Source organism: Corynebacterium tardum (genome assembly GCF_046717785.1).
GTDB lineage: Bacteria > Actinomycetota > Actinomycetes > Mycobacteriales > Mycobacteriaceae > Corynebacterium.
Genome location: NZ_CP177104.1, coordinates 411631 through 425817, shown reverse-complemented (window position 1 = coordinate 425817; position 14187 = coordinate 411631). Strand labels below are relative to the sequence as shown.

The 14187-nt window shown below is 62.0% G+C and carries 9 protein-coding genes; all 9 read right to left on the bottom strand.

Annotation, left to right across the window (positions count from 1 at the left end; translation table 11 throughout):
* Window positions 1-477: 477 nt before the first annotated feature.
* Window positions 478-4473, bottom strand: a complete 3996-nt coding sequence (locus tag ACLI1P_RS02035) for a DNA-directed RNA polymerase subunit beta' (RefSeq protein WP_408930048.1) — start codon at window positions 4471-4473, stop codon at window positions 478-480.
* Window positions 4474-4597: 124 nt separating this feature from the next.
* Window positions 4598-8077, bottom strand: coding sequence for a DNA-directed RNA polymerase subunit beta (locus ACLI1P_RS02030; RefSeq protein ID WP_408930047.1), 3480 nt, complete (start codon window positions 8075-8077; stop codon window positions 4598-4600).
* A 295-nt stretch (window positions 8078-8372) separates the two neighbouring features.
* Window positions 8373-9329, bottom strand: coding sequence for a DUF3068 domain-containing protein (locus ACLI1P_RS02025; RefSeq protein ID WP_408930046.1), 957 nt, complete (start codon window positions 9327-9329; stop codon window positions 8373-8375).
* Window positions 9330-9418: 89 nt separating this feature from the next.
* Window positions 9419-9766: a HigA family addiction module antitoxin gene (locus tag ACLI1P_RS02020; protein ID WP_366780818.1), complete on the bottom strand. Its 348-nt coding sequence runs from the start codon at window positions 9764-9766 to the stop codon at window positions 9419-9421.
* A gap of 238 nt (window positions 9767-10004) precedes the next feature.
* Complete coding sequence (rplL, locus tag ACLI1P_RS02015) at window positions 10005-10391, bottom strand: 50S ribosomal protein L7/L12 (RefSeq protein ID WP_408930045.1); 387 nt, start codon at window positions 10389-10391, stop codon at window positions 10005-10007.
* Window positions 10392-10476: 85 nt separating this feature from the next.
* Window positions 10477-10998, bottom strand: a complete 522-nt coding sequence (gene rplJ, locus ACLI1P_RS02010) for a 50S ribosomal protein L10 (RefSeq protein WP_408930044.1) — start codon at window positions 10996-10998, stop codon at window positions 10477-10479.
* 326 nt (window positions 10999-11324) lie between these two features.
* Complete coding sequence (locus ACLI1P_RS02005; protein ID WP_408930043.1) at window positions 11325-12131, bottom strand: ABC transporter ATP-binding protein; 807 nt, start codon at window positions 12129-12131, stop codon at window positions 11325-11327.
* 6 nt (window positions 12132-12137) lie between these two features.
* Window positions 12138-13190, bottom strand: a complete 1053-nt coding sequence (locus ACLI1P_RS02000) for a FecCD family ABC transporter permease (RefSeq protein WP_408930042.1) — start codon at window positions 13188-13190, stop codon at window positions 12138-12140.
* Window positions 13187-14152 carry a FecCD family ABC transporter permease gene (locus ACLI1P_RS01995; RefSeq protein WP_411709681.1) on the bottom strand — a complete coding sequence of 322 codons (966 nt, stop codon included), beginning with the start codon at window positions 14150-14152 and terminating at the stop codon, window positions 13187-13189. The genes ACLI1P_RS02000 and ACLI1P_RS01995 overlap by 4 nt, the downstream gene beginning before the upstream one ends.
* Between the last annotated feature and the right edge of the window lie 35 nt (window positions 14153-14187).

The window sequence follows — 14187 nt, the reverse complement described above, 5'->3', positions numbered from 1 at the left end:
AGAAACATTAAAAGGTTACTAGTATCACACCCAAAGTTTACCTGAGGTTTTGCGGACTCTTTTGCCGTGTCCCACTTTGTTCCCTCTTATATTGAGCGGCGTTGGTGATGTCATCGGAATCGTAGGGGCGGGAGAAGACGTCGACAAGCACTGTGTCTCCCGCTAGCCGCGCAAGTGCACCCCACCGCGTTTTCTGACCTACGCAATGTGGCGCACGACGCTGTCCCTTAGGTAGGCAGCCACCATGACCCTCACAGAATTCTGCTCGAAAATAGCCGCGACGAGTTCCCCTAACACGTCGAGCTGGCGGAAGGTTAACACACGGTCCGACTAGCACCACTGCAAGTACCCAAGCCATCGACGGGTCTATGGCACCGGTGAATCCGAGCTCAAAAGAAGAACCCCCGCTCACCCAGGAAGGGTAAAGCGGGGGTTCAAGACTACAGCGCACGGCGTGCGTGCGCCTAGCCGGTGGCCTTAGAAGGTGTAGTCCTCCTCCAGCGGCACGGAGGCGCCGGTGAACTCACCGAAACCGTCGTCGCCGTAGATGGAATCACCGTAGGTGGGGATGGAGTACGCGGCGTTGCGTGCAGCCTCAGTCGGCTTGACGCTGATGTTGCGGTAACGGGAAATACCCGTACCGGCCGGAATCAGCTTACCGATGATGACGTTCTCCTTCAGGCCGATGAGCTGGTCCGAGCGCTTGTTAATGGCGGCGTCGGTAAGCACACGCGTGGTCTCCTGGAAGGAGGCCGCAGACAGCCAGGACTCCGTAGCCAGGGAGGCCTTGGTAATACCCATGATCTCGCTGCGGAGCTGAGCCGGCTGGCCGCCCTCCGCAACCTGTGCCGCGTTGACCTGCTTGGCCTCAGAGAGGTCAATGAGGTTACCCGGCAGCAGGTCCGTGGTACCGGCGTCGATGACGGTACCGCGGCGCAGCATCTGGCGGATGATGATCTCGATGTGCTTGTCGTGGATGGCCACACCCTGTGCGCGGTAGACAGCCTGAACCTCGTCGATGAGGTGCTTCTCCACGCCGCGGCGGCCGAGGACCTCGAGCACGTCGTGCGGATCAGCCGCGCCACGCATGAGGCGGTCACCGGTGGTGACGTGGTCACCGTCGCGCAGGGAGCGCTCAATCATGGCATCCGGGTTGGACTCCATCGGGCGACGAACCTGAGCCAGGCCCTGGCGCTTCGACAGCTTCTCGTAGACCACGTTGTCGGAACCGTCATCCGGGGTGATGGTCAGGGTCCAGAAGTTGCCCTCATCGGACAGGGACACGGTGCCGTCAACGGAGGCGATCGGAGCGCGGTTCTTCGGGTTACGGGCCTCGAAGAGCTCCTGAACACGCGGCAGACCACCGGTAATATCGCCACCGACACCGCCCTGGTGGAACGTACGCATGGTCAGCTGGGTACCCGGCTCACCAATGGACTGGGCAGCCACGATGCCGACGGCCTCGCCGATATCGACCAGCTGGCCGGAGGCCATGGACTTGCCGTAGCACTTCGCGCACACGCCGGACGGGGTCTGGCAGGTCAGCACGGAGCGGACCTTGATCTCCAGCACGCCAGCGTTGACGATCTTGCGGCTGAGCTCCTCGGTGAGGTCGGAACCGGCCTCAGCGATGACCTCGCCGTTCTCATCCTTGACGTCGCTAGCCACGACGCGGCCAGATGCGGAGGTCTCCCACAGCTCGTGCAGGTCGTAGGAGCCCGGAGCCACCTCGACGCCCAGCGGGACGCGCACGCCCTGGCGGGTGCCGCAGTCCTCTTCGCGGACGATGACGTCCTGCGCCACGTCCACCAGACGACGGGTGAGGTAGCCGGAATCGGCGGTACGCAGAGCGGTATCCGCCAGCCCCTTACGGGAACCGTGCGAGTTGTTGAAGTACTCCAGAACCGACAGGCCTTCACGGAAGGAGGTCTTAATCGGACGGGTGATGTAGTCACCCTTGGAGTTCACAACCATGCCCTTCATGCCGGCCAGGGTCCAGATCTGACGCATGTTACCGGCAGCACCGGACTTCACGATCATCGGAATCGGGTTGTCATCGGGGTACATGTCCTCGACGGCCTTACCCACCGTGTCCGTTGCGTCCTTCCACAGCTCCACCAGGCGGTCGTAACGCTCGCGCTCAGTCAGAGCGCCCTGCTCCCAGTACTTACGCTCGATGCGCTCTGCTTCCTTCTCGTAGGACTCGAGCACCTCGTGCTTGTTCGGGAGGACCAGAACGTCATCCATGGTGATGGTCACGCCGGAACGGGTGGCCCAGTAGAAGCCAGCGTCCTTCATCTTGTCCAGCACCTGGGCAACGGTGATCATCGGGTACTTCGCGGCTAGGTCATTGATGACGTCACCGAGCAGCATCTTGTTGCCGGCGCCGCCCTTACGGACCATGACGCCCTCGAGGTACGGGTAGTTCCACGGCAGCAGGTCGTTGAACATGATGCGGCCCAGGGTGGTCTCTGCCATCCAGGCCTGGCCCTTCTGCCAGCCGTCCGGGAAGTGCTCGGCCTCGATGTCTGCCGGCGGACGCAGGTGCGAGATGCGCACCTTGATCGGGGCCTGCAGGCCCAGCACGCCACGGTCACGGGCCATGATGGCCTCCGCGTAGGAGGAGTACACGCCCTGTGCCGGCTGATCCTCGGTGGCCTCGCGGTAGCGACCCGCGCCACCGATCTCGTCCTCACCCTTATCCATGGTGAGGTAGTACAGGCCGGTAACCATATCCAGACGCGGCATAGCCAGCGGCTTACCGGATGCCGGGGACAGGATGTTGTTGGAAGCCAGCATGAGCACGCGGGCCTCTGCCTGTGCCTCGGCGGACAGCGGCAGGTGGACTGCCATCTGGTCGCCGTCGAAGTCGGCGTTGAAGGCCTCACAGGCCAGCGGATGCAGCTGGATGGCCTTACCCTCCACCAGCTTCGGCTCGAAGGCCTGAATACCCAGGCGGTGCAGGGTCGGCGCACGGTTCAGCATGACCGGGTGCTCAGAAATGGCCTCTTCCAGCACGTCCCACACCTCGGGGCGCTGGCGCTCCACCATGCGCTTGGCGGACTTGATGTTCTGCGCGTAGTCGTTTTCCACCAGACGCTTCATGACGAAGGGCTTGAACAGCTCCAGAGCCATGAGCTTCGGCAAACCACACTCGTGCAGCTTGAGCTGCGGGCCGACGATAATCACGGAACGGCCGGAGTAGTCCACGCGCTTACCCAGCAGGTTCTGGCGGAAGCGGCCCTGCTTACCCTTGAGCAGGTCAGACAGGGACTTCAGCGGGCGGTTGCCCGGGCCGGTGACCGGACGGCCGCGACGGCCGTTGTCGAAGAGCGCGTCCACGGACTCCTGCAGCATGCGCTTCTCGTTATTCACGATGATCTCGGGGGCGCCGAGGTCGATCATGCGCTTGAGGCGGTTGTTGCGGTTGATCACGCGACGGTAGAGGTCGTTGAGGTCGGAGGTAGCGAAGCGGCCACCGTCCAGCTGCACCATCGGGCGCAGCTCCGGCGGGATCACCGGGATGGCGTCCAGCACCATGCCGGCCGGGTCGTTGCCCGAGCGCAGGAAGGCCGCGACGACCTTGAGGCGCTTCAGGGCACGCATCTTCTTCTGGCCCTTGCCGTTGTTGATGATCTCCTTGAGAACCTCAGCCTCGGCCTCGAGGTCGAAGTTACGGATCAGGGTCTGGATGGCCTCAGCGCCCATGCCGCCGGTGAAGTAATCCTCGTAGCGGTCAACGAGCTCCTCGTAGATGGTCTCGTCGATGATCATCTGCTTCGGAGCCAGCTTGATGAAGGTGTTCCAGATTTCGTCGAGGCGAGCAACCTCGCGCTCGCCGCGCTCGCGGATGTGCTGCATCTCCTTGTCGGCAGCGTTCTGGACCTTGCGGCGCGCGTCGGCCTTGGCACCGGCGACCTCCAGCTCGGCCAGATCCTGCTCGAGCTTGGCAGCGCGCTCAGCGATCTCGGACTCGACGTCATCCTCCACGTCCTTCTTCTCCAGCAGCATTTCAGCTTCCAGGGTGGGCTGGTCGTTGTGGCGAGCTTCCTCGTCCACGGAGGTGATGATGTTGGCCGCGAAGTAGATGATGCGCTCAAGGTCCTTCGGAGCCAGGTCCAGCAGGTAGCCCAGGCGGGAAGGAACGCCCTTGAAGTACCAGATGTGGGTGACCGGAGCGGCCAACTCGATGTGGCCCATGCGCTCACGACGCACCTTGGACTTGGTCACCTCGACGCCACAGCGCTCACAGATGATGCCCTTGTAGCGGACACGCTTGTACTTACCGCAGGAGCACTCCCAGTCGCGGGTGGGGCCGAAGATGCGCTCGCAGAAGAGGCCGTCCTTCTCCGGCTTGAGGGTTCGGTAGTTAATGGTCTCAGGCTTCTTGACCTCGCCCTTGGACCAGCGGCGAATGTCGTCGGCGGTGGCCAGACCGATACGGAGCTCGTCGAAGAGATTTACGTCAAACACGTAATGTCTCCCTTTCATCCCCCGTGGCGGGGGAAGTTGATGGCTTGTTATGAGTTAAATAATTCTTTATGCCCGCCCCGTTTACGGAGGCGGACCAAGCAACTAGGCAGCTATGAGGCAGCTCTTAGGCGATGTCAGCGTCGGAGCGCTCGTCGCGGGACAGGTTAATGCCCAGGGACGGTGCTCCATCCATGTCGTCATCGTCGGAGCCGGACAGTTCCATCGGCGTGCCGTCGGTGGAGAGAACCTCCACGTTGAGGCACAGGGACTGCAGCTCCTTGAGGAGGACCTTGAAGGACTCCGGGATGCCCGGATCCGGGATGTTATCGCCCTTGACGATTGCCTCGTAGACCTTGACACGGCCGACGACGTCATCGGACTTGATGGTCAGAAGCTCCTGCAGGGTGTAGGCAGCGCCGTATGCCTGCATTGCCCACACCTCCATCTCGCCGAAGCGCTGGCCACCGAACTGTGCCTTACCACCCAGCGGCTGCTGGGTAATCATGGAGTACGGACCAGTGGAGCGGGCGTGAATCTTCTCGTCCACCAGGTGGTGCAGCTTGAGCATGTACATGTAGCCCACGGAGACCGGGTACATGTACGGCTCGCCGGAGCGGCCATCGAAGAGGCGGGCCTTACCGTGCTCATCCACCATGACGTCACCGTCGCGGTTCGGCTTGGAGGAGGCCAGCAGGCGGGAGATTTCCTCGTTGGTGGCACCGTCGAAGACCGGGGTCGCGGTGAGGGACTCCGGCGGGACGTCGTACAGCTCTTCCGGCAGCTTCTTCAGCAGGTCGGCGTTGGCCGGATCCTCGGTGTCGATCTTCCAGCCGGCGTGTGCGAGCCAGCCCAGGTGGACCTCGAGGACCTGACCGATGTTCATACGACGCGGCACACCGTGGGTGTTGAGGATGATGTCCACCGGGGTGCCATCCTCCATGAACGGCATGTCCTCCGGCGGCAGGATCTTGCCCACAACACCCTTGTTACCGTGGCGGCCGGCCAGCTTATCGCCGTCCTGGATCTTGCGCTTCTGAGCCACGTAGACGCGGATCATCTCGTTGACGCCCGGGGCCAGGTCGTCGTCGTCCTCGCGGGAGAAGCGGGAGACGCCGATGACCTTACCGGTCTCACCGTGCGGGACCTTCATGGAGGTATCGCGCACCTCGCGGGCCTTCTCGCCGAAGATGGCGCGCAGCAGGCGCTCCTCCGGGGTCAGCTCGGTCTCACCCTTCGGGGTGACCTTACCCACCAGAATGTCGCCGGCGCGAACGTCAGCACCGATGCGGACGATGCCGCGCTCGTCGAGGTCACGCAGGACGTCGTCGGAGACGTTCGGGATCTCGCGGGTGATCTCCTCCGGGCCCAGCTTGGTATCGCGCGCATCGATCTCGTGCTCCTCGATGTGGATCGAGGTGAGGATGTCCTCCTCCACGATGCGCTGGTTGAGGATGATGGCGTCCTCGTAGTTGTGGCCTTCCCACGGCATAAAGGCAACCAGCAGGTTGCGGCCGAGGGACATTTCACCGTTGTGGGTACCGGGGCCGTCGGCAAGCACCTGGCCTGCCTCCACACGCTCACCCAGGGACACCAGCGGGGTCTGGTTGTAGTTGGTGTTCTGGTTGGTGCGCTCGAACTTGCGCAGCATGTAGGTATCGCGCTGACCCTCGTCATCCATAATGGTGATGAGGTCTGCGGTGACGTTCTCCACCACACCCGCCTTCGGGGTGATGATGAGGTCGCCGGCGTCGTACGCAGCGCGCTGCTCCATGCCGGTGCCCACGTACGGGGCCTCGGAACGCACCAGCGGCACGGCCTGACGCTGCATGTTCGCGCCCATGAGGGCACGGTTAGCATCGTCGTGCTCGAGGAACGGAATCATGGCGGTTGCCACAGACACCATCTGGCGCGGGGACACGTCGACGTAGTCCACGCCGGAAGCGTCGGTCACGCCGATGTCGCCGTCCTTGAGGCGGACCTCAATACGGTCGCCGGTCAGGGTGCCATCGGCATCCTTCTCAACCTCCGCCTGGGCAATGGCGAAGCGATCCTCTTCATCGGCGGTCAGGTACTCCACCTGGTCGGTGACCTTGCCGTCCACGACCTTGCGGTACGGGGTCTCGATGAAGCCGAAGGCGTTGACGCGGGCGTAGGACGCCAGCGAGCCGATCAGACCAATGTTCGGACCCTCGGGGGTCTCAATCGGGCACATGCGGCCGTAGTGCGAAGCGTGCACGTCTCGCACCTCAATGCCGGCGCGCTCACGGGACAGACCGCCCGGGCCCAGCGCGGACAGGCGGCGCTTGTGGGTCAGGCCGGACAGGGAGTTGTTCTGGTCCATGAACTGCGAGAGCTGGGAGGTACCGAAGAACTCGCGGATGGCAGCGGAAACCGGGCGGACGTTAATCAGGGAGGTCGGGGTGATCGACTCCGCGTCCTGGGTGGTCATGCGCTCGCGGACGACGCGCTCCATGCGGGACAGGCCGACGCGGACCTGGTTCTGGATTAGCTCGCCCACGGTACGCAGACGACGGTTACCAAAGTGGTCAATGTCGTCGGTGTGGATGGCGATGGTCTCGCCGTTCGGAGCCTTCATCTCACGCTCGCCGGCATGCAGGCGCACCAGGTATTCGAGGGTGACAGCAATGTCTTCCTCGGTCAGGGTCATGAGACCGTCGTGGTCGCCGCCCAGTCCCAGCTTGCGGTTGACCTTGTAGCGGCCCACCTTGGCCAGGTCGTAGCGCTTGGCGCGGAAGAAGGAGTTATCCAGCAGAGCCTGCGCAAGGTCACGCGTGGGCTGCTCGCCCGGGCGCTGCTTACGGTAGATCTCCAGCAGAGCCTCGTCGGTGTTGGACACGCCGTCGGACTCCAGGGTGGACATCATGAGCTCGGAGAAGCCGAAGCGCTCCTTAATCTGCTCCTCGCTCCAGCCCAGAGCCTTGAGCAGCACCGTCACCGGCTGGCGACGCTTACGGTCGATACGGACGCCGACGGTGTCGCGCTTGTCGACGTCAAACTCGAGCCACGCACCGCGGGAAGGAATGACCTTCACGGAGTGCAGCGGGCGCTCGGTGGACTTATCGATGGTCTGATCGAAGTACACACCCGGGGAACGCACGAGCTGCGAGACGATAACGCGCTCAGTGCCGTTGACGATGAAGGTGCCCTTATCGGTCATCATCGGGAAATCGCCGATGAAGACGGTCTGGGACTTAATCTCCTGGGTGTCGTTGTTAATGAATTCTGCGGTGACGTACAGTGGCGCCGAGTAGTTGATGTCCTTCTCTTTGCACTCGTCCACGGTGTTCTTCACCGGCTCGAAGCGAGGCTCCGACAGGGACAGGGACATGTTGCCCGAGTAGTCCTGGATCGGAGAAAGCTCCTCGAGGATATCCTCAAGGCCGCTCGTCACGCGTGCGTCATCGCCGCGCTCTGCCTGCTCGCGTTCGCGCCACTCGGGGGTGCCGATGAGCCACGCGTAGGAGTCGAGTTGTAGATCAAGGAGGCCCGGGACAGCGATGGGCTCGCTGATCTTAGCGAAGGAGTATCGCTTCGGGGCTCCAGGGATGTTGGCCACTGACTTGGTCTGGCGGGAGACTGCCAAGATGGGTCCTTCCAGTACCTCTCGCGGATTGCCACCTCGCCCTGGCCGACGAAGCGCAAAACCGCTGGTAAATTTAGCATTCGGTCTGCTGTGGAACGACTGGGTTCAGAATGCACAAAATCACCTTGTCAAGCCGGTTTTGCCATCACCGCTCGAAAGGCTAAATGCGCACCGAAGATCCAGATTCCAGCGCAACGAAATAGCCTATAGCATAAAGGCCAACTTGTAAAGAGCAAACGCCTTTATGGCGTGTCGCTCCCACGCGAGCAGCGCCCGGGAGGCTAGCTGGGGGAGTCTAGTCGGAGTGGCGAGCCGTGGGTCGTCGGAAAGCACCCAGCAGCCCCACCAGAGCCAACACCGCACCGAGACCGATGCCCCCCCAGCGCAGCCACTGCCCCACCGCGCTGCGCGGGAAGCGCTCTGCCTGCTGGAGGAGTTCCGCGCGGGATTCCTCGTCGGTAGCGCCAGCAAACGCGAACTGCACCTCACGCTCGGCGCCCGCGCGGTCGCCCCAGTAGTCCCGGATATCGACCTCCATGCCCACCACGAGCCCGGTGACCTGGTCCACGTACAGGTCCCGGCTGGCGCCGTGGTAGAGGTAGCCCTGCTCAGTCGAGCCGTCCTCGTTCTCCAACGTGGTCGTGGTCCCTCCCGCGTACAGCGTGGCCACGTTCGTGGGCTCAATCTCCTGGTGGTAACGGTAGACCGTGCGCCCGTCGATGTCGAGGGACTCCTCGAAGACAGCATCCGCGGCCTTACGCAGCACCGGGTCAAAGACCGGATAGGTGGTCTGCTCGGCCTCAGCAGGGAACTTCATCCAGTAGCCCTCCACCGGCACCTCGGCCGTGGGCGAACCCAACGTGTGGGACAAGGCGGCCGGGCCGGTGGCCTCACCGCTTAAGCGATCGACCGGGTAGGTCCACACGCGCGCAAAGCTTAAGTCCTCTACGTTGCCGGTACCCCCGCGAATGGCGGACTCCCCCACCCGCAGCGTCGCGGTGTCCTTGTCCGTCGGGTCCTGGACGTCCAGGTTGAGCTGATAGGTCATCGGACCTTCGTACTGCGTGGTGCCGTCGGCAGACAGCTGCTGGGCCGAAGCGTTGTCATCCTGCAGCGTCCACGTGGTGCCCTTAATGTCCAGCGGAAGGCGCGGGCTAAAGCTCAAAAAGCTCGACGCCGCCAGGCCGGCGGCAATCAGCGCAACGCCGAGGCCGAGCAGGAGGACGGAAAAGATGCGGGACTTGGGCAGCATGGTGGCTTATCCTACCGATTCGCTTGCTCAAAACACATTTTCCCGGATGGTGCGTTTCAGATTTATGGGGCTGCTGCGAGGGGCGGCCCCTACCTCGAACGCGAGTCAGCGTCTTCTTTGTGATTCCACGGAACGATGGTGCTGACATCGGTGGTCTGGCGAGCTTTCCACAGATCGTATTCCTCTTGGAGTCCGAACCAGAACTCCGCGGAATTCCCAAAATAGGCCGACAAACGCAAAGCCATATCAGCACTGATACCGAGCGCGCCGCGCGTGATTTTGGAAATTTGGGAACGAGTAGTGCCAATGTCGTTGGCCAGTCGATACTGGGTAATACCGCACGGGTTAAGGAATTCTAGAAGAAGAATTTCCCCAGGATGGGGAACGGGAACAACATCAACATGAGTTTGCGCGTCAGTGGTAGTCGATAAAGTCAACGTCAACAGCTCCTTCGGGTGTCCACTGGAACATGATGCGCCACTGCGAATTGAGCCCGCCGTTCCAAACTCCTACTCCGAAATTGCGCGACCCTAATAGTGTCCTTTCCCGACACTAGTGTCAATACATAACACTTCGGCCCTCAAAACGGGAACAACCCCGCACCGCGCAGAGCGGTCGGGGTTGTTGGTGCGCAGCGAATGTGCTGCGCGGAAAAGCTGAAGTAACTCAGGTGAATTACTTGAGCTCGACGGAAGCGCCAGCCTCCTCGAGCTTAGCCTTAGCGGCCTCAGCGTCGTCCTTGGAAGCGCCCTCGAGGATGGCCTTCGGAGCACCCTCAACCATTTCCTTAGCTTCCTTCAGGCCCAGGCCGGAGACGAGCTCGCGGACAGCCTTAATAACGCCGATCTTCTTAGCGCCAGCGTCGGTCAGAACGACGTCGAACTCGGTCTTCTCTTCCTCAGCGGCACCGCCGGCAGCCGGGGCACCAGCAGCAACAGCAGCAACCGGAGCGGCGGCCTCCACGTCGAAGACCTCCTCGAACTCCTTGACGAACTCGGAGAGCTCGATGAGGGTCATTTCCTTGAAAGCTTCAATGAGCTCGTCCTTGGTGAGCTTAGCCATGATTGGCATCCTTTCTCAGTTTTCCTGGCCGCCTTAGGCAGCCAGATGAATTTGTGTGTGTAATTGTGCGCCTTTAATCGGCGTCTTAAGCTTCCGCAGCCTTCTTGTCCTGCAGGGCCGCAGCGGTGCGGACCATCTTGGTTGCAGGAGCGTTGAATACGGCGGCAGCCTTTGCCATAGAACCCTTCATGGCGCCAGCCAGCTTTGCGAGGGTGGTCTCGCGGTTGTCCAGCTTGGCGATGGCCTCAACCTGGTCGGCAGACAGAGCGTTGCCGTCCATGTAGCCACCCTTGATAACGAGTGCCTTGTTGTCATCAGCGAACTTGGTGATGACCTTCGCAGCATCCACTGCCTCGCCCTTGATGAACGCGATAGCGGTCGGGCCAGTCAGGTGCTCGTCAAGACCCTCGATGCCAGCTTCGTTGGCAGCGATCTTGAAAAGGGTGTTCTTGGCGACGGAGTACTCAACGTCAAAGCCGAGGTTGTTACGCAGCTCCTGGAGCTGACCCACGGTCAGGCCACGGTACTCGGTGAGCACGATGGAGTTAGCACCATCGAGCTTCTCCTTCAGTGCCGCGAGGTCTGCGGTGTTCTTCGGGTTTGCCATCTTCTACTTCGCCTCCTTTCGAAACATCTCTTGTGTTTTCCGCCGGGACCTTTCCCACCTCGGTTGTCGTTAACGACAACCGAAATAACAAAAGCCCCGTGCAAGAGCACAGGGCGCGCGCGGAAATCCGCGGTAATTCGCAAAGTGTCTCCTGCGTGGGCCGCCCTCTAGAATGAGGGACCTTCGATCCTTTAAAAGGATGACCGACGGTCTTCGGTGAACTTTGACTCGGCCTCATCGGGCCGTTCAAACTTCGCTAGGTACTTTACAACCCGACCTGCTGAAACTCCAAATCGCTCCCCTGAGGGCTTTTTACTTGGGTTTCTTTATGGGGATGCTGACGTGCCGAGCACCCCACGCGGAACGATGACGGGGGCGTCGCTTCGCGGGTCATCCCAGATTTCAACGTCGATGCCATAGGCAGCTGCCAGCACATCTTTCGTCAATGCCTGGCGGGGAGTGCCCCGCGCGATGACCTCGCCATTGTTCATGACCACCATGGTGTCGGAGTACTGCCCAGCCAACATCAGGTCGTGCAGCACGACGACAACGGTCTTCCCCACATCGGCTTGTCTGCGCACAAGTTCCAGAACGCTAATGGCGTGGGCTGGATCGAGGAAAGTTGTGGGTTCGTCGAGAAGCAGCACAGGCGTATCCTGCGCCAAAGCAAGCGCGAGCCACACCCGCTGGCGTTGGCCACCCGAGAGTGCGGCGATGTCACGGTCGATGAAGTCCGTAATGCCAGTCTCCACGCAGGCCTGCGCAATGATGTCGCGGTCTTTCGTAGACAGTCCCCGGCCACGGCCCAGGTGCGGGTATCGGCCACGAGCGACGAGCTCGCCTACCCGTAGCCCGTCCGGCGCCGTCGGCTGCTGCGGAAGCAGTGCCACGTGGGCAGCTGCTTCCTTCGGGCTCATGGCGTGCACGTCCAATTCGCCGATGTGCACGCTCCCCTGGCGCGGGCGAAGAATTTTAGACAAGGTCTTCAGCAACGTGGACTTGCCGCAACCATTCGGCCCAATGAGCGTAGTGATTTCGCCCGGGCGGGCCACCAAGTCAACGCCCGACAGAATGTCTTCCCCATCCTTATAGCCAGCATGAATACCAGTGGCCGTAATTCCTCTGTCTTTCATAAGCTTTTATCCTCTCCGCCGGGCGGCATTCCACACCGCAATGACCAGGGCGCACCCTCCGATAATGGAAGTAACGGCGCCCACTGGAGCGTCCATTGGCAACGCTCCAGCAATGACAGCACACGCGCTCAGCAAGGCGGCGCCAGCAGCACACGACACCACCGGCACAGGCGAGGGCGTCCGGGCCGCAATGCGACCAAGATGAGGGGCCAGTAGCGCGATGAAACCAATGGGACCGGCCACGGATACAGTCACCGCGCAGATGCCCGTAGCTGCCACCAGCAGGAGCGTGCGTGTTCGCGTGATGTTGACCCCGAGGGAAAGGGCCGAGAGATCATCATGCGCAAGAAGCGGCAGCTCCCGAGCACACCACAGGCCGAGGATGACGAAAGGTGTTAACCCCACGAGCAGTGGAACAATGACCTCCATCCGCACGAAGCCCGTGGTTCCCGCCAGCCACAGCTGCGATTGCGCCGCGCGGAGGAGCTCAGCTGCGCGCAAGAGATACGCCACCAGCGCTTGGAATAGAAGTGAGAGCGCGATGCCGACGATGACGATGCGATTGCTCGTGCCAATTCCCCCAAGCACCACCAGCAGAATGGCCGCTAGCACGGCACCCAGTAGCGCGAGTCCCGCCCGCCACCAGAACATCGAGAGCCCTTCGACAAGCACAGGCCGGGAGAATACCGTCCCGAGAACCACCATGACAGACGCGCCACCAGTCACGCCCAGGATGTCCGGCGAAGCCAGCGGATTGCGCGACATCGACTGCGTCCACGAACCAGCCAAACCGAGCGCGGCACCCACGATGAGGGTCGCTAGTGCTACGGGCATGCGCAGGTCCCAGACAACGCGGATTTCGCTACGGCTTCCCCCGCCGTTGAGGATCTCCAGGACCCGCCCCGGGCTCAAGGCCACAGGCCCCTGTCCCAGCAGGAGGACATAGGAGCTTGCCGCGACTAGGACAAAGAAACAGGTAGCTCCCCATATCCATGTCCGACGCTGCCGCTCGTGGGAACGCAGATGCTTGACGACGTCCCCTTTCTGCAACCCACTCATAGCGTGCGCTCCCCGCGGTGTACGGCCCAGATGAGGAATGGCGCGCCCACAAAGGCCAAGACGATGGACATTTCCAACTCTGATGGGCCTGCGATGAGGCGTCCGAGAATATCCGCAGCGAGTACGGAGCAACCACCAAGTAATGCGGCCGGAGCGATCATCGCGGTAACTTCTGGCCCCGTGAACCGGCGCAGCAGATGCGGGATGGCAAATCCGACAAAGGCAATGGGCCCCGTCGCCGCAGTAGCGCATCCCGCTAAGATAACGATGCTCAAGGCCGCACCGCGCCGCGTCAGCATGGGTGAGCCACCTAGTGCGACCGAGGATTCCTCCCCCATTGCCAAAAGGTCGAGCGGGCGTGCCACTCGTGCGGCGACAATAAGTCCGACAAGCAGGCCGGCACCTGCGATGGCGACATCTTCTGGGCCGCGTCCAAACGTGGAGCCGATGGTCCACCGGCGCATGCTATCGAGGACATCCGTGGAGTACAGGCCGAGCAACATGGCGCTAGAGCTCAAGGCAGCAGCAACACCTGCGCCGACTAGGACCAGCGTCAAAGGATCCTGAAACCTGCGGGACACACCCAGTACCACTGCTGTGGCCATACCGGCGCCTATGAGGGCGAGCGCTGTCCGCATCCCAGTTGAGGTGGCGATTCCTAGTGTTGTCCCGAGGGCGACAAGGAACGAGGCTCCCGCAGTGATACCGATAAAGCCCGGATCAGCCAGGGGATTTCTAGTCCAGGACTGGGCGATTACACCCGATACCGCGATGGCCGCTCCCGCGAAGTAGGCCAAGAACGTACGGGGGATGCGCAAGTCCCACACGATGTTCTCAATATCTGCTTCGCCCCTGTGAAGGAGGGCAGAGAACAGATCAGGCAACGGGATAGTCCTGGACCCCACTACTAGCGAGCACAGGAAAAGGAGAAGGGTCGCTACAACGAGTGCCGTGGTAAGCAGTGCGCGGCTTCTCCCCCGCGAGTCCAGTGTGGCTG